This window comes from Salifodinibacter halophilus (assembly GCA_012999515.1).
GTDB lineage: Bacteria > Pseudomonadota > Gammaproteobacteria > Nevskiales > Salinisphaeraceae > Salifodinibacter > Salifodinibacter halophilus.
Window position 1 is genome coordinate 2,028,029 of record JABEEB010000001.1, and the last position, 23,119, is coordinate 2,051,147.

The following is a 23,119-nucleotide window of genomic DNA, read 5'->3' on the forward strand; positions in this document are numbered from 1 at the left end:
GCGAGACAGTTAGCCGAATGGCGGTGTGTCGGCCGCGTGCGCATTGTGGCCGGGAATTCCCGGAGGCGCTGGGCTGCGGGCGGTGTTGATAGCCGGTGGTTGTGGTTACCGGTTGCACGCGTTTGTTGTTCATTTGGGTCCCAGGATCTGCTTCAATTTGGCGGGTTTGGGCACGCCCTGTACAAGGCTGACATCGCCGTCGTCGTTTTTGTAGAAGATGGCGGGGGTGCCCCGGACATCTAGTTGTGCCATCAGTCGGTTATTAGCGGCGATGGCTTGCTTTGTTTTGGCTTGAACGTTGTCGGTGGGGTTAACGCCGCCTTTTTTGTAATTGCGTTCGTTGGCAGTGAGTGCGGCCTGGCTATCTTGGGCCTGAAGGATGGCCGCCGCTTTGCTTTGACTCGAGGGTTTTAGAACAGCCACCAGGATGTGGCGAATCTGAACTTTACCGTTTTTGACCCACGGTCGGCTCTGCTGGAAGAAGCGATGGCAATAGGGGCAATTCGGATCCACGAACTCATAGATCTTGATCGGCGCATCCGGGTTTCCGTCTGCAATCCAGTGGCTGGCCGCCAGTTTTTGCCAGGCCCCGCTGGGGTTGTAGGAGTCGACGTATGGCTGGAGTTTGTCCCGTGTCAGATTGTTAGTGTTCGCATCAAAGAGACTGCCGACGATCACGTGCTTGTCATCCGGCGTCAGATACAGGGCGACCGTCTGCTTGTGGGTGCGTGCTGCGAAACCTTGGAGTCCGCCTGGCGCGGCAAATTTCGCGACCACGGTCATATCGTTGTGCGCGGCCAGTTTGGCGACCGGTGCGGGTAGGTCGTCGACAGTCGCCGTCGCGGCTAGTGGCATTGCCATCAGCACCGCAAGCATCACGCGCAAGACCAGCTTCATGCCCTCATCACCTTTTCCATACGCAGCCTCAGACATGATAAACCGCGTTTTCGTTCCCAGTGGTGCTATACAAGACGGCCAACCAGTGATTGACCGATACGACGCAGTGCTGGGAGTTGCTGTGTCAGTGCCAGCAGTTGCCGAGCGATCAGGGCGGTTGGTTCCGCCGTTGTCTCGGCGGCATCCGCCAACCGTGTGCGTAGCGCGGTCTCGCGGTAGCTGTCGACCGGCATGGGCTCGCCACGAATCAATGCTTCCGCACATTCGGATAGCGCATCGGTCAAATAGGTCTCGGCATCCTGAAACCAGTCATGGTCGCCCATGGATTGCTGCGCGCCACGGTGGGCACCGAGTGTGGACAACCGTCCCAGTAGAGCTTGCGTAACAGTCAGCACCGACAACGCGCGTTGGCTGTCGGTGCCGGCGGCCCGCAGATCGCGTTGTGCGCTGGCAATGTGCCGAGTCACGGCCGCATCGGCGTTGTGGGCGTCGCGTCGTGCGATGCGATAGGCGAGGTCGTCGTGTTTGCCTTGCCGGTATTGTGTGCCGATCGCCTGCAGATAGCGGCTGTTGGCATGCAGAGCCTTGGCTAGGCGTGTATGCAGATCGCGTTCGCGCCAGTCCGGCAGCACGACCAGCATGGCGACGATGGCGAGTGCGCTCCCGATCAGGGTGTCGACTAGTCGTGGCACGATCAGATCGAAACCGTTGCCTACCTGATTGAAGGACAGTAGCACCAGTACGCTGATCCCGGCTGTTGCCACCGCATAACGGGAGAAACGCGTCACGAAGAAAACGACCGCGGCCACAATCATCAATAGCAGTTGGATATGTGGCGCGGGATACAAGAGCAAAAGCGCCCAACCGAGGCAAAGCCCAACAATGGTGCCGCCGACACGTCTGACCACGCGCTGCCGCGTGGCGCTGTAGTCGGATTGACACACGAGCATCGTGGTCAACAGAACCCAGGCGCCTTGATCGTCGCGGAATACAACCATCGCGGCATAACCGGCGACCAGTGCCAGCGCCAATCGCAGCGCTTGTCGGAAATGTGCTGAAGAAGGTGTGAGCGCCACCCAAAAGCGTCGTACGGTTTCACCGAGTGAACCCGGGCCGGCATCTCGCAGGGCGCTGGAGATATCGGCTTCCGGATCCGGGTGGGGCGGTTCGAGTCGTGCCGCGACTTTATCGAGATTGCGACCGACATCGGCAATGCTGTCATCCAGGCCAGCTTCGACCGTGTCCGAAGCGGTATCCGGCATCTCGGCAATCGATTGTGAGAGTTCGGCACGCGCGTGTTCGAGGGCGGTAGGTGGTGCTAGAATGTTGCCGTAGCGAAGCTCGCCGGCGCGTTCGAATAGTCGTCCGCCGATGCGTTGTATTAAATGTTTGATGCGATACAGGACATCGTCCTGACCAAAGGCGTGTGACAGCGCCCGGTAGTCGGCATGAACTGAATTCATGCGCTCGTGAATCTCCTGCGCTGCGATGTAGATCCGCAGGTTATGTGCCATCGTTGGCCGTGACCAATGGCTGTTCAGGCGATCGAACAAGGCAGCGCGGACGTTGTTCATGGCACCCACAGTCCGCGCGTTGGCATGGGCCAGACGTTGTTGGACCGCCGGGCGGTTGACCGCTTCACTGGGTTCGAAGAGGGTAGCCTTGATGTCGACGTAATCCCCCAGCGAATCGAAAAGTTCGGCGAGTGCCTGACGTACCGGGCGTCGGATGATGATGGCGTTCCACGCGACAGCGACCAAGCCGTAAGTACCGGCACCGAGCAATAGCCAAAACGGTCGGGTCCACGCAGTCGAGGTCTCAATACCGGTATGTGAAACCGCGATCAGGCTATATATCGACAGGAGTAACGTGGCATTACCGATGGTTCGATAGCGTGGGCTCACGGCGCCCATCATCACGAGGCCAAATGTGCCAGCGAATAGCGCCAGCGCGAACAGAATTGGCATCCCGGCCAGTCCGACGACTGTAAAGGCGGCCGTGGCAAAGCACCCCAGTGATACGGCGAGTGCTTCGACCCGTTCGCGGGGGCCGTCGTCGGTTTCGGCGATGCCGCCAGCAATGACACCGAGTGTCAATGGAATGAGCGCATCCATGCGATCCGTAACGTATGCCAGACCGACGACGACGCTGAGAGACGCGAGGACGCGCAGAGCGTCGGCGACGCGATCAGCGTGGATGACGCGTTTGAATGGAGTCGACAACAAGTGCTTATGACTCGTCATGTTTCAGGCGCTCGGTAGAAGCTGGTGTAAGTGGTTCGCGCATGGGATCAGTATAGCGGCCCATTACGACAGGCAACCGCTGATGGCATCAGGCAAAATATCGGCCGAATTAGTGCGTGCACGACATCATCATGCAAGACGCCCGGCCGCCGATTGATTCGGCATGGAACCTCGTATTCGAGGCCGCACCCGGGCGTGTAGAAGCGCTGCTGGCTGAGCTGGCTTGGCGCGACGTAACGGTCGTGGCGCGTGCGGATCCTCTAATCTACGCATATGGGGCGCAGCAACCGGCTGCTTGGGCGCAAAACACCTGGTTGGACCCGCATGTGCTGGCAATTGAGTCCATCGGCGATGCAGCACGTCAGCTCCGGGCAAAGCAGCGTAATTGGTGGTCGGTGCCAACGACAGCCTATCGCCGGACGGCGCTTGTTGCCGAACGGCTGCCGCCGGTGCGCGCCGCCCCGCTCGAGTTCCCCGCGGCGCCACCCACGGCGCCGTTGGGCGCCTGGACGCTGGTTGATCGTCATTGCCTGGTTGCCAGTGCCAGCGCCAGTAGCCATTTCCCACGTGGTCGGCCGCAATTCGTCGAAGACCGTGCCGGACCGCCGAATCGAGCCTATCTGAAATTATGGGAAGCGTTGACGCTGACCCGCGACTGGCCGCAACCCGGCCAAACCGTACTTGATCTCGGTGCCGCGCCAGGTGGCTGGAGTTGGGTGGCCGCCACGCTGGGTGCCGATGTAACCGCTGTTGATCGCGCGGGCTTGGCGATGGCGGTGGCGAGCAATCCGCGGGTCGAGAGCAGGCGCAGTGACGCGTTCAAAGTTGGCGTCTCCGACGTCGATGCTCCGGACTGGATACTGTGCGATGTCGCGGGCTATCCCGAACGTATCGTCGCGCTGGCGCAGTACTGGGCCGAGGTGATGCCTATGGCATCACTTATCATGACGCTGAAATTTCGGCGTAACGCCGATCCAACAGTGTTGGACGCACTGGCAAACATCCCGCACGCGCGGTTGTGTCACCTCGGGGCTAATAAAAACGAATTGACATTGTTTCGTTTGCCGGAAGGTGGGCCGCCTGAGGCCGCTCCGGCCGCCAAGAGTGCAGCCAACAATGCGTCTTTGCAGAGATAATTCATGTTGCATCAAACCGTTTGATGAGCGAGTTCTGTATGCTTCCCACTATTGTTGCTGTGTCGTATCCGGCACCCGTTATAGGCCGTATTCGGTCGTTTGATCTGTATGCCGAGTAAATTTTTCTATCTGGTTGTGATTGCATCCGTGGCTGCACAGACTGGCTGTGCAGCCGGCGTGAATAGTGAATCGAATTCGGAGCAATCGAGTGCGCCTAAAAAAGTCGATCAGATTTCGTTCCAGCCGCTAAAGCCCACGGGTGATCAGTCGGCCGTTGCAAAACAGGTTGCAACCAAGCTTCAGGGCAATCACTACGACAAGAAAAAACTGGATGATGATTTTTCCCGAGAGTTGTTTAAGGCCTATATAGACGATCTGGATCCGAGTCACGACATCTTGTGCCAATCGGATGTGACGGAATTGCGCCAGCAGTATGGCGATGCGCTCGATAACCAGCTGAAAAAAGGCGAAACAGGTGCACTCTACGCCATATTTAATCGCTATCAGAAGCGCCGGATGCAGATGGAGCGGTTTGCGCTCAATGTAGTCGAGTCAGATTTCGACTCGCTGGATTTGGAGTCAGATCGCGCACTTCGCACTGATCGGAGCAAAGCGCCTCGACCGGTCGATGAAACCGCTCAGCGCGATCTCTGGCGCAAGAAATTGGTTAATCAGGTTATCCGCGAGCATCTCCACGGCACGGAGTCGGAAAAGGTTCAGCATCGGCTCAAGCAGCGCTATCGGCAAAACATCCGGCGCTTGGCTCAGATCAAGTCACGCGATGCGTTTTCAGCCTTCATGCATGCCGTAACGCACAGCTACGATCCACATACCGATTATTTTTCACCCGAGCGCTCGAAGAATTTCAGTATCGACATGAACCTGAAGTTGCAGGGCATCGGTGCGCAACTGAGGACGAAAAACGGTTACGCGGAACTGGTACGGCTAATTCCGGGTGGCCCCGCCGCGAAAAATGGCCAGTTGAAGCCCGCCGATCGCATCCTTGCTGTTGGCCAGGGTAAGGACGGTGAGTTCACCAACGTGGTCGGCATGCGGCTGGACCACACCGTGCAGATGATTCGCGGCAAAGCCGATACTGTCGTCCGGCTGCGTGTATCTAGTGGTGAAGCTAGCCAAACTCGGGTCGTGACGCTGACGCGGGCTAAGATAAAGCTAAAAGATCAAGCGGCCCAGCATCAGGTGATGAGTCTCGATTTTCGTGGCCAGACACAGAAAGTCGGGCTCGTCACACTGCCGTCGTTTTATAACGGCACCGCGGCCGACGTGAAAGAGGCTCTTACCAAGCTCAAGAAAGCCGATGTTCAGGGGGTGGTGCTTGACCTGCGTAATGATGGCGGTGGCGCGCTCGGCGAAGCCATGAAGTTGATCGGCTTGTTCATGCCGCCCGCGCCGGGGGTCCAGATCCAAGACGCCGGCGGCGACGTCCAGGTGCTGGGCGATCGCAGCCCTAACGCATTCTACAGTGGGCCATTGGTAGTGCTGGTTAATCGGCTGTCTGCGTCGGCTTCGGAGATCACGGCGGCGGCGCTGCAGGACTATGGGCGTGCGATCGTCGTGGGCAGCCAGACCTTCGGCAAAGGCACCGTGCAAACGATCCTGCCGTTGAAAAGCGGTGAACTGAAACTAACTGAGGCCAAGTTCTATCGTGTCACAGGCGACAGCACCCAAGTGCGCGGTGTGACGCCCGGAATCAAGTTTCCCTCAGCTGTCGATCCGGAAAAAATTGGTGAAAGTGCGCTCCAAAACGCGTTGCCATGGGATCGGATTCCACCCACGCGCTATCCGCACAGTGATTCGGTTAACAGCAAACTAAAAACGCTCCGCACCAACCACAAACAGCGTGCCAAGGACCAACCTGATTTCCATTATTTAGCTGAGCGGATCCGGATGGCGCGCAAACAAGGGGGTCGCAGCAAGGTTTCGTTGAACATCGATAAGCGGCGCAAACATCGCAACAAAATGCGGGCCACGCAGTTGCAATTGGCAAACGAGCACCGCAAGGCAACCGACAAAGACCCGTTCAAGAATTACGAGCAACTCAAGGCCCATGACGACGCCGAAGGCGATATCGAAAACGTCAATACACGCCGGGCGCAGGACAAGACCAACGCGTTTGAGACGGAGGCGGGGCGCATCGTGCTGGACTTAAGGCGTTTGCTTAAGAAGCAATCGGATCAACAGACTGCCGCCTAATTGAGTCCAAGCGCATTTTTGTCCGCGCAACCAAAAGGCAGAGATTGCGCTTTTCCAAATGGGCTATAGGCCAGCCTCGCTGATCAAGCTTGGTGCCTGCGAGGCAGTAGCCGCGCAGTCTAAAAATGCCGTTATGCCGGCTTAGGAAGCGGGGCGGGGTGCGTGTGTTGAAAACGTTGAGTACTATAGCCGCGTGACGCGCATCGGAGTGCGCAACCAGGCAGGCCGGTGGTTTGCGAGCGTATAAAATGGCAGGGGCAATGTTCACGGCGACAATGAACGACGCATTTGGAAACGAAGTCCCCTAGGCCATGGCTGACCTCGTTATCCGCCCCGCTGGTCGCGATGATGTTCCTACGCTGCTGGGCCTGATCCGAGAACTGGCCGAGTATGAGCGCGCACTCAACGAAGTGGTGGCTGATGAAACCACGTTGGCCACGGCGCTGTTCGATTCGTCGGCGACCGCCTATGCGCGTGTCGCCGAGCGCGAAGGCGTGGTCGCTGGTTTTGTCGTTTATTTCTATACGTTTTCGACCTGGCTCGGCCGCTATGGGCTGTATCTGGAAGATCTCTACGTGACGCCCGCCCTTCGTGGACACGGTGTGGGCCGCGCCTTGCTTACCGACCTTGCTGGAATCGCAGTGGCCGGGGGATGTCGGCGCGTCGAATGGCAGGTTTTGAATTGGAATAAGCCGGCAATTGATTTCTACGAAGCGATTGGTGCCCGGCCGCAATCGGACTGGACGACCTACCGATTGACTGAACCAGCACTTTCGGCGCTGGCTGAAGGGGCGAAATCTTGATTAATACGGCCGCGCTGTCGGTGTTTGTGCCGACATTCTTTCTGGTTTCGTTAACCCCCGGCCTGTGCATGACGCTGTCGATGGGGCTTGGCATGACCGTGGGGGTGCGCCGCACGCTTTGGATGATGGCCGGCGAGCTCGCGGGCGTTGCCTTGACGGCCACGCTGGCCGCGGTTGGCGTGGCCGCGATCATCTTGCATTACCCGGCGGTTTTCGAGGTGTTCAAGTGGGTCGGCGGCGCTTATCTTGTCTATCTCGGTGTGATGATGTGGCGTGCCGAAACCACTGCCGGTCTGGATAAAGCCGCCGCTGACGAATCTGGTGTATCGCGTGGCGGGCTGGTCAGCCAAGGATTTATTACTGCAGTCGCCAATCCCAAGGGATGGGCATTCGATATCGCTCTGCTGCCACCGTTTATCGATCAAGATCAGGCGGTCGTGCCGCAACTCGTGGTTCTGGTCAGTATTCTGCTGGTTATCGAACTGGTTTGCCTGTTGCTTTACGCAGCCGGCGGTCAGACAGCAAAGCGCCTGCTCAAGCGTGCTGACAATGTGCAGCTGTTAAACCGTGTTGCCGGGACACTAATTTGCGGCGTGGGGGTTTGGCTCGCGATTGGTTGACGTGCGTGACGCCGGCATTTCGGATTCTGAGTGGGGCTACGTACAACGATAAAACGAATCCGCCGCCGTTTGAGGCCCGTGAGCTTTTGCGTATGCGACGGTAAGGTCGCGTGGAACCGTTTATTCGCCGCATGCGTTGAACGAACGGCGATATTCAACGTCCAATGCCGCGTGAGATATGTGGCTGATCCCGTGTTGCGCTGGCCGTACCGGTCGGCTTCAGGTGAGCCGTCTTGTTGATGAAGCGAATAAAGTAAAGCAAGGAATCGTTAATGACTGGATCGAACAAAAAGTTGATCGCGGTGCTATTTGTCAGCGCGTTAGCGACTGCCGGGCCGACGAGTGCGCTGGCTGACCAGAACAGCGGCGGTCAGGCAAATGACGGTGCCAAACTCCAGCCTAGCGAAGCGAATACGGTCAAGGTCGTCAAACAGGCTAAGCCGAGCGTGGCTGCGATCAATATCAAGGTCAAAGGCAAGACCGTGAATCCGCTGGCTAACATGCCGCCGCAGATGCGCCGCTTCTTCAAGCAATTCAATGGCGGCAAGATGCAGAAGAAACAGCGTACCGAACGAGCTGCCGGTAGCGGCTTCGTCGTCGACAGCAAAGGCGAGATTCTGACTAATTATCACGTCATTGCGAATGCGCTGGAAAAAGATTCAACCAAGGTCAAGAAAAACGCCACGATCAACGTCCAATTTGGCAGCAAGGATAAATTGGCGGCATCCGTGGTTGGAGTCGATCAGTCCTATGATCTGGCGCTGTTAAAGCTTAAAGACCCGGACAAACTGCCGGACGACGCGGACGCGCTGAAATTTGCCGATTCGAACAACATCCAGGTCGGTGAGAAAGCGATCGCTATCGGCAACCCGTTTCTGCTGCAGTCGACCGTGACAGAGGGCATCGTGTCCGCGATCAACCGTGAACAGGCCTCTAAGGTTAGCGGCGTACCGATTTCCTATATCCAGACCGATGCGGCGATCAACCCCGGAAGTTCGGGCGGGCCATTGCTGAACTCGCAGGGGCGGGTTATCGGCATCAATGACGAGATCTTCGCACCGCACGGCACCTTCATCGGCGTCGGATTGGCGATTCCGAGCAACCTCGTGCGCAAGAATATCGACGAGCTCAAGAAAGGCGGCGTCATTAAGAAGGCGATGATCGGGGTCGCGGTTCAACCGTTGGAGAAATATCCGGAGGAGATCCGTCAGCAACTCAATCTGCCGGATCATGGCTTGATGGTTGTCAAGGTCAAGGAAGACGGCCCTGGTGACAAGGCTGGCCTTAAAGGCGCGCAGTTTACCGTCAATCAAGGCCAGCGACCGTGGCCCGCCGGCGGTGACATTATCCTCAAGGCGAATGGCAAGCCGATGAAATCAGGCCATGCGCTGCAGGACATCGTTTTCAGTAAATCTGCTGGCACCAAGGTCGATCTCCTGGTTCAGCATAAAGACGAGACCAAGGAAGTTACCGTCGAACTGGCTGTTCTGAAGTCGGCTGGTAAAAACAAGCGTAAGTAACGCCAATCGATAGCCGCCCGGGCGACCGGATTTGCGCCGGTGCTTGGGCGGCTAATCGTTTTGTGCAGCCCTTGATAGCGGGTGTTTCTATAAACCAGGTTAGAAACTTTTCGCAAACTATTGTTTTTTCAGGAAAGGTAAGGTAGTCTCCTCAAGGCGCGCGGTACAACCGGTGGCCTACGATGCGACTAACAATGAAAATCGGGGTTGGCCTCGTGCTTGTGGCAGGTGTTGCGACAAGTGCAAACGCAGTAACCCTCGATCACGTCAAGGTCGAACAGAAATCCGAGCTGACGCGGGTTATGTTCGCTTTCAGTCGCGCTCCGGATGTCAAACAATTCGTGTTGGGGTCGCCACCGAGGGCGATTATCGATATGCCGGAGACGCGCTCGAACTGGTCGCCGGATAAGTCGGTTAGCGGTCCGCGCATCAAGGCGATACGTACCGCACGACACCAGGACGGAACCCTGCGCGCCGTACTCGATCTGCGTTCGGGAGCTTACTGGGGCGGGCTCGAGGAAGCCGGGAAAAATCGTCTTGTAGCCAAAATTCGCGGCGGCTCGAGTCCTGACTCTAGCTCTGGCGCGTCGTCGCAGAGCCAGAAGCGATCAACTGCTGACAAGGCAACCAGTAATAGTCAATCGAGTCAGACTGCGGCGTATCACGTCGCGCCTGACAACGCGTCGGCTGTGGTTGTGATCGATCCGGGCCACGGTGGTCGTGATCCGGGCACAACGGGGCCGAACGGTCTGACCGAAAAGGCCGCCATGCTTGCGGTAAGTCGACGCGTCAAAAAGAAATTGGATGCTCGGCCCGGGATCAAGGCCGTGTTGACGCGACACCGTGATCGTTATGTAAGTCTGCCCAAGCGGCGGAAGATCGCACAGGCCAAACACGCTGATCTTTTCGTCTCGTTGCATGCGAATTCGTACCCGAAAAGCCCTGCCGTCAAGGGGGGCACGTGTTATGTGCTATCGCGTCACGGTGCAAGTAACGCCAAAGCTCGTCAGCTCGCGAGGTTTGAGAATAGTTCCGATCCGAAAGTCGCGGGCGTGGACTTTGCGGCGAATAACAAAACGCTGAATCGCGTGTTAACCGACCTGTTTCAGAATGATTCCATAAACGCCGCAGATAATCTTGCCAAGGCGATCATTACACAATTCGGCAAAGTAGAGCCGCTTTATCATTCCGAGCCAAAGCGAGCGAATTTTGCGGTTCTGCGCGATCCCATGATCCCGTCGGTTCTTTGCGAGACCGCTTTTCTGTCGAATCCTGGACAGGCCCGCAAACTTCGCCATAACGCGTTCCGTGCGAAGCTATCTAGTGCGATAGCCAAAGGCGTCGAAAACTATTTTGAACGTTATCCGCCGATGCAGAAGTCCCGGCAGAGTGGTGATATCTATCTCGTCCAGGCTGGCGATACGCTCGGTGGCATTGCCGCACGTAACCAAACGTCCGTTAAGCGTTTGCAGCAGCTAAACAGGCTCGAAAGCTCGCAGGTCAATGTTGGCCAAAAACTACGCCTGCCTAACGCTGGTTCTAGTACCAGTACATCGCATGTGAGCTCGGCTGGTGCGAAGACTAAATACAAGGTGCAAAAGGGCGATACGCTCTCGGCGGTTGCCCGGTCCCATAATGTGGACATGGACAAGATAATCGCAATGAACGAGTTGTCGAGTCGGCAACTGCGCGCTGGACAAGAGCTTGCGTTGCCAGCTTCGGCCGGGAAAAAGAAGGTCGTGGTGAATCGCGGCGATACCCTGTCCGAGATAGCGCGGCGCAATGGCACATCCATCAAGCGTTTGAAGCGTGATAACGATCTCCACAATGAACGCCTGTCTAAAGGACAGGTGCTCTGGGTGCCGGAAACGCCGACGCGCTCGTCTTAACTAGGCTGGATCGGGAACCGCCGTTCTGGCCTCGAGCATGCGCAGGATTTAACATGCGCGTTGCCGCGCGCCCGTAGCTCAGTCGGATAGAGCAACGGCCTTCTAAGCCGTAGGTCGCTGGTTCGAATCCAGCCGGGCGCGCCATTCAGCCGAGCCGCCGAAGGCGGGGCGGCTGAATGGCCTGTGTAGTTGCATTCGAACCAGCGCAAAGAGTTTGGTTCGACGGATGCGCGCAACGCGCATCCGAACAGCGCGGCTATGCTGCGTTGTAAAGCGTTTGGTAAAGCAAGAATAAGTTGAGCGCGATAATGATCGCGGCCACAGCCCATGCCGTAATCGTCGTCGCTTTGTGATTGACGAGGCTGCCCATGAGTTGTCGATTGGAGCAGAATAAAAGCATCGGGATAAGGGCGAAAGGGATGCCGAACGACAAAACGACCTGGCTTAAGACCAGTGAATCCGTTGGGTTCAAGCCCAACCCCAGGATCAGCAGCGCCGGCGCCATCGTGATCAATCGACGCAGGAACAGGGGAATCCGCCGATTAATATAGCCGGCCATGACAACCTGGCCGCTCATCGTGCCAACAGACGAGCTCGATAAACCGCTGGCCAGTAGGCCTACCCCAAACAAAATAGCCGCCAATGTGCCGACCCGATCGCCGAGCTGGCCGAACGCGCCCGCGAGCGTAGAGACCGGCTCACCAGTGCCGAAGAAAAGACCGGCCGCCATAACCAGCATGGCGCCGTTGATTGCGCCGGCGACCGCCATAGCCAGGAGTATGTCGATAAACTCGAATCGAAAAATCTTTCTGCGTTCGGCTTCCGTGCGGCCGACTACGCGCCGTTCGGTCAGCGCCGAGTGTAAATAGATGACGTGCGGCATAACCGTTGCACCGAGAATGCCGGCGGCCAACAGCACGTTATTTGCATCCGTGAAGTGCGGTATGAATAGGCCGTAGGTCAACTTGCCCAGGTCTGGTTGGGCTAATGCGACCTCGTAAGCGAAAGTTGCAACGACAATACCGACAAGTGCAGTGATGCCGGCCTCGAACCAGCGAAAGCCCTGGCGCTGGAGCTCCAGAAGCACGAATGAGAATATGCCGGTAATAACCGCGGCCGGGAAAATCGGGATGCCAAAAAGGAGGTGCAGCCCCAGCGCGCCGCCGATGAATTCGGCGAGATCGGTAGCGATGGCCACAATTTCCGCTTGGATCCACAGGCCGAACGTGACAGGCGTGGGGAAACGTTCCCGCGATATTTCCGGCAGGTTCTTGCCGGTCGCGATGCCCAGTTTGGCCGACATCGACTGGATTAATACGGCCATGAGGTTCGACAGAAGGATCACCCAGAGCAGCATGTAGCCATACTTTGAACCGGCCGTGATATTGGTCGCGAAATTGCCGGGGTCAATGTAGGCAACGGCTGCGATAAAAGCTGGCCCGAGAAATGGTAGAAGTCCTTTCAGCCCGCGCCGATGGCCGTCGAGTGCTGCTTCGGCAGCGCGAATCGTCGAGCTTTCACCGGGCAAAGAGGTGTTCCGGGACGAGGCTGGTGAGCTCATAGGCGTGTAATCCCCGCGATGCGGCAAATGCAGCAGGCGCGATTCGAAGCGCAGATGGGCGCGAATCTGGTTGCCTGCCAGTCCGGTGGCTGAATGGCATCAAGGGGATGCGGCATGCTTAAGCTGAGTATTATAGGTTTTGCGATGGCTAAATTTTAATGGCTTTGCTCTCAAACGATCAATAATGGTTTGTGTGGATCCAGCCATGAGCGGCTCGCAATGCCTTGGCCGATGTGACGCAGCTGCGTGCTCTATGTGTGGTCCGGTGGTGTGTTCGACGACTTGATACGTGTCCTTGATTCTACGAACGTCGCGTCCACGTTCAGATTGCATGTTAATGGAGGCAGGCATGGAAACGGTTGATTTGCAGAGCGATGGGGTTACCAGTTCACGCATCGGTCTGGGTACGTGGGCGATCGGCGGCTGGATGTGGGGCGGAACCGACGAAGCGGAGTCGGTGCGCGCCATCCAGAGTGCGCCGGATCGCGGCATCACGCTGATTGATACGGCGCCGGTGTATGGTTTCGGTCGCTCGGAAGAAATCGTTGGCCGAGCCGTTGCCGAAGGCAACCTGCGTGATCGCGTCGTGCTCGCGACGAAGTGCGCGCTGGAGTGGGATGATCAAGGTGGTGTGCGTCGAAATGCGACGCGCCAGCGTCTTCTGCAGGAGGCCGACGATTCGTTACGGCGTTTGCGTACCGATGTGATCGACCTGTTGCAGGTCCACTGGCCTGATCCGAATATCGATGTGCGCGAAACAGCCGAGGCCATGGCTGAACTTAAAAATGCCGGTAAGATTCGCGCGGTAGGTGTGTCCAACTTTACACCGGCGCAGATGGATCAGATGCAGTCGATCGTCGACATCGACGTCGTGCAAAATCCCTATAACCTGTTCGAGCGCGACATCGAGTCCGACGTATTGCCCTGGGCCGAGCGTCATAACTCGCGCCTTCTAGCCTACGGCGCGTTGTGCCGCGGCCTGTTGGCCGGGCGGATGTATCGCGATCGTCAGTTCGAGGGCGACGATCTTCGGCAATCGGATCCCAAGTTCATGCAGCCACGCTTCGATCAGTATCTAGCGGCGGTGTCTGAACTCGATACGTTTGCTCGCGAACGCTACGGCAAGACGGTGTTGGATTTGGCGATTCGCTGGATTCTTGACGCATATCCAGCCAGTATCGCCCTCTGGGGCGCGCGGCGGCCCGATCAACTTGATAGTGTGGCCGAAATCGGCGGTTGGTCGTTGGATGATGAGGCACGCCGAACCGTCGGTGATATTGTCGATCGACACGTTACCGATCCGGTTGGCCCCGAGTTTATGGCACCGCCGGCTCGCACTGACTGACAGCAGCCAGTCGGGCTGAGTAGGCCACGCACCGTAACAGCGCACCGGATTGCTATAATTAGTCGGTTATGAGAAGCGCCGCTCGCCTGGCGACGGCCGCAGGATGAGTCAGACCAGTTCAGAAAACGAGGAATCAATGGACGTATCCGTCGAACACGCGGGCAACCTGGGCCGGCGCGTCAAAGTCGAAATCCCCGCCGATCGCGTTAAACAGACGATCGACGAGAAAATTCGGCGCGTGGGTGAAAAGGCGCACGTGCCGGGGTTCCGGCCGGGCAAAGCCCCAACCCAAGTATTGTTTCAACGCTACGGTGACCAGGTACGCCAGGAGGCTGCCAGCGAACTGATCCAGAGCGTGTATTCCGAGGCGCTGGAAGAGGCTGAAATCAGCCCGGCCGGTCAGCCGGAAATCGAGATGGGTGAAATCAAGACCGATGCGCCGTTGGCGTTCACGGCCAATGTCGAAGTCTATCCCGAAATCGAATTGACCGGGTTGGATGCATTGTCGGTGGAACGGCCGGATGCATCGGTTACCGATGACGACGTCGACAACACCATCGAGCGCGTGCGCCAGCGCAACGCGACCCGTGAAACGGCTGAGCGCCCGGCGCAGGAAGCCGATCAGGTCACAGTGGACTATACCGGCTATAAAGGCGGTGAGGCGTTCGACGGTGGCAGTGCAGAAAACGTGACCGTTGAGCTCGGCTCGAATTATTTTCTGGCCGATTTGGAAGCTTCGCTCCACGGCCGGAGTGCAGGCGAGACTTATACCGTCGAGATCACTTTCCCCGACGATTATCAGGATGAGGACCTGGCCGGCCAGCCGGCGAGCCTGGAAGTGAGCGTCAAAAGCGTGGAGGTCGACGTGCCACCTGCGCTAGACGAAGAGTTTATTCGCGGTATGGGCGTTGAAGAAGCCACGGTTGACGCGCTCCAGAGCGAAGTTCGGAACTCGCTTGAAGAGCAGGTCAAAAATGCGATCGAGTCCAAGGTCAAGTCGCAGGTCATGGACAGCGTGTACGAGGCCAACCCGATCGATGTCCCGGAGGCGATGGTCAGCCAGGAAATCGAGCGCATGCGCGGCGAAGCCAAGCAGAATCTGCCGGAAGGCATGCAAGGCGACGACGAAATGCTGAAACAGATTCTGCCCGATTCGGCGCTGCGCGAGCAGGCCGTCAAGCGGGTTGCGCTGGGGCTGCTGCTGTCCCAGATCATCTCTGACTATGGGCTGGAGGTTGAGAAAGCGCGCGTCGACGCCAAGATAGACGAGGTGGCGGCATCTTACGGTGATCAGGCCGACCAAGTCCGCAACTATTACCAGCAGAATCCGCAGATGATCGAAGGCCTGCAAGCCATGGTTATGGAAGAGCAGGTTATCGAGAAGCTGCTGGAGGATGCGACCGTTACCGAGAAATCGATGACGGTCGATGATTTACTTTCCGAACAAAACCAGTCGGGTGGCGCCTAAGCGCCCGGGGTATTACTTGATGACAGACAGCGAATACAGCGATACATCGCCGCAGAACCTGGGTCTTGTGCCGATGGTGGTCGAGCAGACCTCGCGAGGCGAGCGCTCGTTCGACATCTACTCGCGACTCCTGAAGGAACGCGTCATATTTGTCGTCGGTCCGGTAGACGACCAGATGGCGAATTTGATCGTGGCGCAACTTTTGTTTTTGGAATCGGACAATCCCGACAAAGACATCCAGTTGTATATCAATTCGCCAGGTGGTTCGATTACGGCGGGGATGTCGATCTACGACACGATGCAGTTCGTCAAACCTGATGTGTCCACCATGTGCCTCGGTCAGGCCGCCAGTATGGGGGCGGTGCTGCTGGCTGGCGGTGCTCAGGGCAAGCGTTTTGGTCTGCCGAACTCGCGTTTCATGATCCATCAGCCGATGGGCGGCTTTCAGGGGCAGGCGACCGACATTGATATTCACGCCCGTGAGATCCTGCACGCGCGGCAACGCCTGAACGATATCCTGTCCTATCACACCGGTCAGCCGCTGGAGCGCATCAAGGCCGATACTGAGCGCGATTACTTCATGGGCGCACAGGAGGCCGTGGACTACGGCGCATTGGACAGTGTTTTGGCTGGGCGCGAAACGGATAGTGACAGCAACACGTAATCCGATGGTATAAGCCGGCGCGAGGGCGCCGGAGACTTGCTATTCGGCACCGCGTGGGTGTAGAGATAGACGCAAAGACAGTGGAACGCGCGCAATGACGGAAGATACCCAAACCGGCGGCGGCTCGGGCGACAACAACGATCGGACGCTGTACTGCTCGTTCTGCGGTAAGTCCGAGCACGAGGTCCGCAAGTTGATTGCCGGGCCATCGGTCTACATATGCGACGAGTGTGTGGATCTGTGTAACGACATCATGCGCGAGGAGCTGACCGCCGAACCCGCGCAGAAAGGATTGCCGAGCCCGTCCGAAATCAACAAGGTGTTGGACGATTACGTGATCGGTCAGGATCAGGCCAAAAAGATCCTGTCGGTGGCCGTATACAACCACTACAAGCGGTTGAATGCCAGCCAGGGCGAAGATGACGTTGAGCTGGTCAAGTCCAATATCCTGCTGTTAGGGCCGACCGGCTGCGGCAAGACGTTGTTGGCCGAGACGTTGGCCCGGTTGCTGGATGTGCCATTCGCCATCGCCGATGCGACAACGCTGACCGAAGCCGGTTACGTCGGCGAAGACGTCGAAAACATTATCCAGAAGCTGCTTCAGAAGTGTGACTACGACGTCGACAAGGCGCAGCGCGGTATCGTCTACATCGACGAAATCGACAAAATCTCGCGCAAATCCGAGAATCCGTCGATCACCCGCGATGTGTCCGGCGAAGGCGTCCAGCAGGCGCTGCTCAAGCTGATCGAAGGTACGACGGCCTCGATACCGCCGCAAGGCGGGCGCAAGCATCCGCAGCAGGAATTTCTGCAGGTCGATACTTCCGGCATCCTATTCATTGTTGGCGGCGCATTCGCCGGCCTCGACGAAACAATCGCCAACCGCGAAGGGCACGCCGGAATCGGCTTCTCGGCTGAAGTCAAGACACAGGAGGAGCAACGCTCGCTCGGTGACACATTGGCCACAGTTGAGCCTGAAGACTTGGTCAAGTACGGCCTGATCCCGGAATTTGTCGGCCGACTGCCAGTGGTCGCCACGCTCGAGGAGTTGGATGAGAACGCGTTGATCTCGATCCTGTCTGCGCCGAAGAATGCGCTGACTAAGCAATACGCCCGATTGTTCGAGATGGAGGGTGTTGATCTCGAGATTCGTGATGATGCTCTGCGCGCGATGGCGCAACGGGCAATGGCCCGGAAGACCGGTGCCCGCGGGCTACGGACGCTTTTTGAGTCGATCCTGCTCGATATCATGTATGAGTTGCCGACCATGGAGAATGTCTCCAAGGTCGTGATCGACGACGCCGTGGTTAACGGCGAAGCGCAGCCCTACATCGTGTACGAAAACGCCGAGGCCGCTCGCGTCGGCGCATGACGGGATTATAAGCTTTTAGCTCCCCTGGACGCCGGGACGCGATACCAAGCGTTCTGGCGATTCGAACGGTCGTTAGAACAATAACACGAAAGGCGATTGAAAGCCGCGACCGAACCCGCATATCTCTAGTCAGCGCGGTGGCTACAACGTCCGCCGCGCGCTCCAATGAGGTTAATTATGACTGACCAGGACCGACTGCCACTGCTGCCGTTGCGTGACGTGGTGGTGTTCCCGCATATGGCGATTCCATTGTTCGTTGGGCGTGAGAACTCGATCACCGCGCTCAATGCTGCGATGGCCGAAGATAAAAAGATTCTGCTTGTGGCCCAGCGCTCGGCAGAAATCGACGAGCCAGGGCGCGACGAAGTCTACGATGTGGCGACTGTCGCTTCCATTTTGCAGATGCTCAAACTGCCGGACGGCACCGTCAAAGTGTTGGTGGAAGGCAGCGATCGTGCCCACTTGGGGTCGTTTGAAGAAGCCGAAGATGGTTATTTTGTCGCTGGCTGGGAAGCGGTGACAGAACCTGCTGGCGACCAAGTCGAATCGGATGCGCTGATGCGTTCGGCCGTGACCAGCTTCGAGTCCTATTCCAAACTGAATAACAAGGTTTCTTCGGATCTGCTGGCATCGTTGTCTAGCATGGATTCGGCAGGGCGCTTGGCCGACACGATGGTGGGCCACTTAAATCTTCGCCTCGACGAGCGCCAGGAAATTCTCGAGATCGCTGACCCGGCTGCGCGACTCGAGCACGTCGTCGCCAAAATCGAAGCGGAAAAAGAAGTCCTTGAGGTCGAGAAAAAAATCCGCAGTCGCGTCAAGGAGCAGATGGAGAAATCGCAGCGCGAGTATTATTTGAATGAGCAGATGAAGGCCATTCAGAAAGAACTCGGCGAAATTGACGAAAGTGGCGGCAACGACCTCGACGAGTTGCAGCAGAAAATCGAAAAAGCGGGGTTGCCAAAAGCCGCGCGTGAAAAGGTCGACGCCGAATTTGCCAAGTTGAAATCGATGTCGCCGATGGCGGCTGAAGCGACCGTGGTCCGTAATTATCTGGATTGGATGGTTGATGTGCCGTGGAAAAAGCGCACGCGCACCAAGATCGATCTCGATAAGGCCCAACAGGTGCTCGACACCGACCACTACGGGTTGGAACGGGTCAAAGAGCGTATCGTCGAGAACTTGGCCGTGCAGTCGCGGGTCAAGAAGATCAAAGGGCCGATTCTGTGCCTCGTCGGCCCGCCGGGCGTGGGCAAGACTTCGCTTGGGCGCTCGATCGCGCAAGCGACCAACCGCAAATTCATGCGCATGAGTCTTGGCGGCGTGCGCGACGAAGCCGAAATCCGCGGTCATCGGCGGACCTATATTGGCTCCATGCCGGGTAAGATCGTTCAGAACCTGACCAAGGTCGGTGTCCGCAATCCGCTGTTTTTGTTGGATGAAGTCGACAAGATGGCGATGGATTTCAGAGGCGACCCGGCGTCAGCGTTGCTCGAAGTACTTGACCCCGAGCAAAACAGCACCTTTGCTGATCACTACCTGGAGGTCGATTACGATCTGTCGCAGGTTATGTTCGTGTGCACGGCTAACACGCTAGATATCCCGCCGGCGCTACTGGATCGCATGGAAGTGATCCGGCTGTCGGGCTATACAGAGGATGAAAAACTCAACATCGCGGATGGCCACCTGTTGCCGAAGGCCCGATCGGAAAATGGTCTCACAGCTGACGAGTTATCCATTTCCGACAACGCGTTGACCGATATCATCCGGCGCTATACCCGTGAGGCTGGTGTGCGTAACCTCGAGCGCGAGATCAGCACTGTCTGCCGCAAGGTGGTTAAGCAAATCATCCAATCCCAGGGGCGCGATTCGGTTAGTGTGACGAACAGCAATCTGCAGAAATATCTGGGTGTGCCGCGGCATCGCTACGGCCAAGCGGAAGAGACTGACAGCGTAGGCAAGGCCACCGGACTGGCGTGGACCGAGGTCGGCGGCGAGCTGCTCACGTTGGAAGCGGCCGCTGTGCCGGGCACCGGCAAAATGGAGAATACCGGCTCGCTTGGCGATGTCATGCAGGAATCGATTCAGGCGGCGCGGACGTTCATTCGATCGCGCACCGAGGCGCTTGGAATCGACCCGGAATTCATGCGCAACCGCGACGTGCACGTTCATGTGCCGGAAGGCGCGACGCCCAAGGATGGACCCAGCGCTGGCACCGGCATGGCGACAGCCATGATTTCGGCGCTCACCGGGATCCCAGTGAGCGCGAGTGTGGCCATGACGGGTGAAATCACGCTTCGCGGCGATGTGTTGCCGATCGGTGGACTCAAGGAGAAACTGTTGGCTGCCCACCGCGGCGGCATCCACACCGTGCTGATCCCGCAGGAAAACGCTAAGGATCTTAAAGAGATTCCCAGCAACATCAAGAATAAACTCGATGTGCAGCCGGTGCGTCACGTCGACGAAGTCATCGAGACGGCGCTTGTTCAGCAACCGGCGCCGCTGGCTGACGGCGCGCCGGCCGCAGAAACAAAATCGGTTGCCGGTGAGTCGGAGGTTCGTCCACACTGACGCGAACTGCGAGTTCCCGGATAGGAATATCGTTGTGAGCCGATGCATGCCTCGCTATCGGGGCATGCATTTGCTGTTTAATGTGGCTGGGCGCGACCTCGACTGCCGCGTGATACGCGGAATGGGCGCGAGACCTGACGAAGTCATTATTGACGGGGCGTCAGTGCACTTGTATAACCCCTTGGAACGTGGCGCGGCTCGACCGTGTGGCGGGGGTGCCGGTATCGTTGGGCTGGCAGAGTACCGAACGATGCTTGCGTAGCCTGTTAAAATTTCTCCTCACTACAGGGATCTTTGTAATGAATAAAACCGATCTTATTGACGTCATAGCGTCGAAAGCCGACTTGTCGAAAGCCGACGCGCAGCGAGCTTTGGAAGGGACCCTGAATGCAATCACGGAGTCGATGAAAAGCGGCAACGATGTCCAGCTGGTTGGCTTTGGTACCTTTTCGGTAAGAAAGCGCGCTGAACGCCAGGGCCGCAATCCCAAAACCGGGGAGTCGATTCGTATCCCGGCTGGTCAAACACCGGGTTTCAAGGCTGGCAAAGCGCTTAAAGACGCGGTAAACTAGGCGACTTGGTGATGATTGGATCGGCCGCCGAATCGCACCCGGGTGCTTAGCTCAGCCGGTAGAGCGTCGCCCTTACAAGGCGAAGGTCGGCGGTTCGAACCCGTCAGCACCCACCAGAAAATCGGAGCGGTAGTTCAGCTGGTTAGAATGCCGGCTTGTCACGCCGGAGGTCGCGGGTTCGAATCCCGTCCGCTCCGCCATTTTGATATGCGCCCGGTATCGGGCGCTTCTTTTTTCCCCACTGTCGCGCTCGGCGCGGCCAAATAAGATGAGCTATGCTGCAGCGAATACGGGATAACTCCAGCGGTCCGCTGGCCTATGCCGTTGTCGCGGTGATTGTGCTCGTATTCGGTGTTTGGGGCATCGGCTCGTATTTGACGCCATCGCCGAACAAATCCGTGGCTACGGCCGCCGGTAGCGATATCTCCAAACGGCAATTACGCAGTGCCGTTAATCAGCGCTATCAGCAACTGAAGGCGCGCCGTGGCGAGCAGTTTGATCCCGACAAGATTTCCCGGCCTGATGTGCGGCGCGCTGCGCTTCAGCAGCTCATTCAGTCGCAGTTAACGACCCAATACGCCAAAAATGCTGGCTACCAAGTCAGTAACGGTGATGTGCTGGCGTTTCTCAAACAAAAAGCTGCATTTCAGAAAAATGGCAGTTTCTCGACCCAGCGCTATAAGCAAGCGTTGAAGCGTGCCGGTGTAAAGCCGGCGCGTTACGAAGCCGGGGTCCGCCAGCAATTGCTATCGCGGGTGGTCGAGAGCGAAATCCGATCGCAAGCTTTCGCTGTGCCACGCGCGGTGACAAGCGCCTATGACCGATTGCACGAAAAACGCCGCGTGGCCGTGCTGCGCTTTGCTCCGTCGCAGTGGCAGGCCAGCGTCGAAATCTCTGATCAGGCAATTCGCAAAGCCTATGAGAATGCGTCCAAGCAATATCGTGTGCCAGCGCGCGTTAAGCTGGCTTATGTCGTGCTCGACGCCGATAAACTTGATGTTCAGGCGGACACGGATCAAGCCCATCTGAAAAAACTGTACAAACAGAATAGGGCGCGGTTTCGGACGCCCGCCAAGCGAGCTGGCGAAGTGCTTCGTATCCCGATTGCCAAAGACGAGGCCGCTGCGGCGCGCGACAAAGCTCAGCAAGTTCAGGAAAAACTGAGCGACGGCCAAACTATGGCGCAAGTGGCGAAAAGTCTGTCTGGCGTGCGTCACCAACAGATTGAGTTAACGACCCAGCAAAACGCTGATGGTGCGATCGCTAACGCGCTTTTCGAGACCGACAAGAACACTGTCTCCAACCCTGTTCATGGTGACGATGCGTGGTTGGTCGTCCGGCCAACCAAAACGGTGCCGGCGAGTGAGAAACAGCTGAGCGACTCGTCGGTGCAAAAGATCTTGAAGCAGATTGCGCGCCAGAAAGCAAAACGTGCCGCCTTCAAAGCCAAGCGCAAGAAGCTCGGTGATCTGGCCTATCAGGCTCCCAACAGCCTCAAAACCATCGCCGGTAAGTTGGATCTGTCGATCCAGACAAGTGACTGGATGAGTCGCGAGAGCGGCCAGGGGATCGGCACCCAAGCGTCGATACGCCAGGCTGCGTTCTCCAGCGACGTGAAACAGAAAAAACTAAACAGTGACGTGATCAAAATAGCCGATGAGCGTGCGGCGGTCGTGCGGCTCAGCGAGCGCAAGGCGTCACACAAGAAGCCACTGGCCGATGTCCGGTCACAGATCGTTGCTGATTTGAAGCAGGATAAGGCGCGTGCCAAAGCGCAAACGGCTGCGGCCAACGCACGCAAGAAGCTGGCCTCGGGTGACGTTGAGCTGGCCGACCTGGCCCAATCAAATCCGCATGCGAGCCTAGCTAAGCCCGGTCTCATTTCGCGCTCGTCGGGTAAGCTCGATGGGCCGGTGAAGCAGGCCGTGTTTGATATGCCGCCGCCGGATTCCGGGCAAACTGCCTATAGCGTGGTCGATGGTAACGATGGCTCGGTGGTATTGATCGCAGTTAGCGATGTGGTCAAACCGGGGGCGCCGAAGTCCAATCAGGAAAAACGCCAGCACGATATGTTGGCTGCGCGACAGCGTCGTTATACGGGGACGCTGGAATACGCCGCATTCAGTGATTGGTTACGTCAAACCCGAGATGTAACGATCCACGAGGATGCATTGAAAGCGACAGGTCGCCGCTCCGGGTCCTGACGTTCGGTGGCGCCACAAAGCCCTGCCGTTTCGGCAGGGC

At 57.7% G+C, this 23,119-nt stretch carries 16 protein-coding genes and 3 tRNA genes; 16 read left to right on the top strand and 3 right to left on the bottom strand.

Going from position 1 to position 23,119, the window contains the following annotated elements; genetic code table 11:
- Window positions 1–129 precede the first annotated feature (129 nt).
- Together dsbG and yccS are read right to left on the bottom strand one after the other, a co-directional pair.
- Window positions 130–933 carry a thiol:disulfide interchange protein DsbG gene (dsbG, locus tag HKX41_09460; GenBank protein NNC24376.1) on the bottom strand — a complete coding sequence of 268 codons (804 nt, stop codon included), beginning with the start codon at window positions 931–933 and terminating at the stop codon, window positions 130–132.
- 29 nt (window positions 934–962) lie between these two features.
- A complete protein-coding gene (gene yccS / locus HKX41_09465) occupies window positions 963–3,140 on the bottom strand; it encodes a TIGR01666 family membrane protein (protein NNC24377.1) in 2,178 nt (725 codons plus the stop codon).
- Between the two features lie 116 nt (window positions 3,141–3,256).
- Between yccS and HKX41_09470 the strand changes: the two genes are divergently transcribed.
- The 7 genes from HKX41_09470 to HKX41_09500 all read left to right on the top strand — a co-directional run bounded on the left by HKX41_09470 (window position 3,257) and on the right by HKX41_09500 (window position 11,466).
- The gene (locus HKX41_09470) at window positions 3,257–4,276 is read left to right on the top strand and encodes a hypothetical protein (protein NNC24378.1); all 1,020 of its coding nucleotides are present in this window, start codon (window positions 3,257–3,259) and stop codon (window positions 4,274–4,276) included.
- 108 nt (window positions 4,277–4,384) lie between these two features.
- Window positions 4,385–6,490 carry a carboxy terminal-processing peptidase gene (locus HKX41_09475; GenBank protein ID NNC24379.1) on the top strand — a complete coding sequence of 702 codons (2,106 nt, stop codon included), beginning with the start codon at window positions 4,385–4,387 and terminating at the stop codon, window positions 6,488–6,490.
- A gap of 311 nt (window positions 6,491–6,801) precedes the next feature.
- Complete coding sequence (locus tag HKX41_09480) at window positions 6,802–7,293, top strand: GNAT family N-acetyltransferase (protein NNC24380.1); 492 nt, start codon at window positions 6,802–6,804, stop codon at window positions 7,291–7,293.
- Window positions 7,290–7,913, top strand: a complete 624-nt coding sequence (locus HKX41_09485) for a LysE family translocator (protein ID NNC24381.1) — start codon at window positions 7,290–7,292, stop codon at window positions 7,911–7,913. Before HKX41_09480 ends, HKX41_09485 begins: the two co-directional genes overlap by 4 nt.
- 272 nt (window positions 7,914–8,185) lie before the next feature.
- Window positions 8,186–9,433, top strand: a complete 1,248-nt coding sequence (locus HKX41_09490) for a trypsin-like serine protease (GenBank protein NNC24382.1) — start codon at window positions 8,186–8,188, stop codon at window positions 9,431–9,433.
- A gap of 182 nt (window positions 9,434–9,615) precedes the next feature.
- Window positions 9,616–11,322 (top strand): LysM peptidoglycan-binding domain-containing protein, encoded by a 1,707-nt coding sequence (locus tag HKX41_09495; GenBank protein ID NNC24383.1) that lies wholly within the window; start codon window positions 9,616–9,618, stop codon window positions 11,320–11,322.
- Between the two features lie 67 nt (window positions 11,323–11,389).
- Window positions 11,390–11,466 (top strand) — tRNA-Arg (locus tag HKX41_09500).
- Window positions 11,467–11,578: 112 nt separating this feature from the next.
- Here HKX41_09500 and HKX41_09505 read toward each other — a convergent pair.
- Window positions 11,579–12,883 (bottom strand): Nramp family divalent metal transporter, encoded by a 1,305-nt coding sequence (locus HKX41_09505; protein ID NNC24384.1) that lies wholly within the window; start codon window positions 12,881–12,883, stop codon window positions 11,579–11,581.
- Between the two features lie 349 nt (window positions 12,884–13,232).
- Here HKX41_09505 and HKX41_09510 point away from each other — a divergent pair, with 349 nt between their 5' ends.
- The 9 genes from HKX41_09510 (at window position 13,233) to HKX41_09550 (ending at window position 23,079) form a co-directional block, all read left to right on the top strand.
- Window positions 13,233–14,228 carry an aldo/keto reductase gene (locus HKX41_09510; GenBank protein NNC24385.1) on the top strand — a complete coding sequence of 332 codons (996 nt, stop codon included), beginning with the start codon at window positions 13,233–13,235 and terminating at the stop codon, window positions 14,226–14,228.
- 136 nt (window positions 14,229–14,364) lie between these two features.
- A complete protein-coding gene (locus tag HKX41_09515; GenBank protein NNC24386.1) occupies window positions 14,365–15,696 on the top strand; it encodes a trigger factor in 1,332 nt (443 codons plus the stop codon).
- A gap of 19 nt (window positions 15,697–15,715) precedes the next feature.
- Window positions 15,716–16,360 carry an ATP-dependent Clp endopeptidase proteolytic subunit ClpP gene (clpP, locus tag HKX41_09520; GenBank protein ID NNC24387.1) on the top strand — a complete coding sequence of 215 codons (645 nt, stop codon included), beginning with the start codon at window positions 15,716–15,718 and terminating at the stop codon, window positions 16,358–16,360.
- A 94-nt stretch (window positions 16,361–16,454) separates the two neighbouring features.
- Window positions 16,455–17,732, top strand: a complete 1,278-nt coding sequence (gene clpX / locus HKX41_09525) for an ATP-dependent Clp protease ATP-binding subunit ClpX (GenBank protein ID NNC24388.1) — start codon at window positions 16,455–16,457, stop codon at window positions 17,730–17,732.
- 177 nt (window positions 17,733–17,909) lie between these two features.
- A complete protein-coding gene (gene lon / locus HKX41_09530; GenBank protein ID NNC24389.1) occupies window positions 17,910–20,303 on the top strand; it encodes an endopeptidase La in 2,394 nt (797 codons plus the stop codon).
- A gap of 299 nt (window positions 20,304–20,602) precedes the next feature.
- The gene (locus tag HKX41_09535) at window positions 20,603–20,875 is read left to right on the top strand and encodes an HU family DNA-binding protein (protein NNC24390.1); all 273 of its coding nucleotides are present in this window, start codon (window positions 20,603–20,605) and stop codon (window positions 20,873–20,875) included.
- A gap of 40 nt (window positions 20,876–20,915) precedes the next feature.
- A tRNA-Val gene (locus HKX41_09540) sits at window positions 20,916–20,991 on the top strand.
- Window positions 20,992–20,998: 7 nt separating this feature from the next.
- Window positions 20,999–21,075, top strand: a tRNA-Asp gene (locus tag HKX41_09545).
- 75 nt (window positions 21,076–21,150) lie between these two features.
- Window positions 21,151–23,079, top strand: coding sequence for a hypothetical protein (locus tag HKX41_09550; protein ID NNC24391.1), 1,929 nt, complete (start codon window positions 21,151–21,153; stop codon window positions 23,077–23,079).
- The last annotated feature ends 40 nt before the right edge of the window (window positions 23,080–23,119 follow it).

Coding starts and splice junctions, on each gene's coding strand:
- HKX41_09490 (NNC24382.1), top strand. CDS start 8,186: ATGACTGGATCGAACAAAAAGTTGATCGCGGTGCTATTTGTCAGCGCG.
- HKX41_09550 (NNC24391.1), top strand. CDS start 21,151: ATGCTGCAGCGAATACGGGATAACTCCAGCGGTCCGCTGGCCTATGCC.
- clpP (NNC24387.1), top strand. CDS start 15,716: ATGACAGACAGCGAATACAGCGATACATCGCCGCAGAACCTGGGTCTT.
- lon (NNC24389.1), top strand. CDS start 17,910: ATGACTGACCAGGACCGACTGCCACTGCTGCCGTTGCGTGACGTGGTG.
- HKX41_09510 (NNC24385.1), top strand. CDS start 13,233: ATGGAAACGGTTGATTTGCAGAGCGATGGGGTTACCAGTTCACGCATC.
- clpX (NNC24388.1), top strand. CDS start 16,455: ATGACGGAAGATACCCAAACCGGCGGCGGCTCGGGCGACAACAACGAT.
- dsbG (NNC24376.1), bottom strand. CDS start 933: ATGTCTGAGGCTGCGTATGGAAAAGGTGATGAGGGCATGAAGCTGGTC.
- HKX41_09475 (NNC24379.1), top strand. CDS start 4,385: ATGCCGAGTAAATTTTTCTATCTGGTTGTGATTGCATCCGTGGCTGCA.
- HKX41_09495 (NNC24383.1), top strand. CDS start 9,616: ATGCGACTAACAATGAAAATCGGGGTTGGCCTCGTGCTTGTGGCAGGT.
- yccS (NNC24377.1), bottom strand. CDS start 3,140: ATGACGAGTCATAAGCACTTGTTGTCGACTCCATTCAAACGCGTCATC.
- HKX41_09535 (NNC24390.1), top strand. CDS start 20,603: ATGAATAAAACCGATCTTATTGACGTCATAGCGTCGAAAGCCGACTTG.
- HKX41_09505 (NNC24384.1), bottom strand. CDS start 12,883: ATGAGCTCACCAGCCTCGTCCCGGAACACCTCTTTGCCCGGTGAAAGC.
- HKX41_09480 (NNC24380.1), top strand. CDS start 6,802: ATGGCTGACCTCGTTATCCGCCCCGCTGGTCGCGATGATGTTCCTACG.
- HKX41_09515 (NNC24386.1), top strand. CDS start 14,365: ATGGACGTATCCGTCGAACACGCGGGCAACCTGGGCCGGCGCGTCAAA.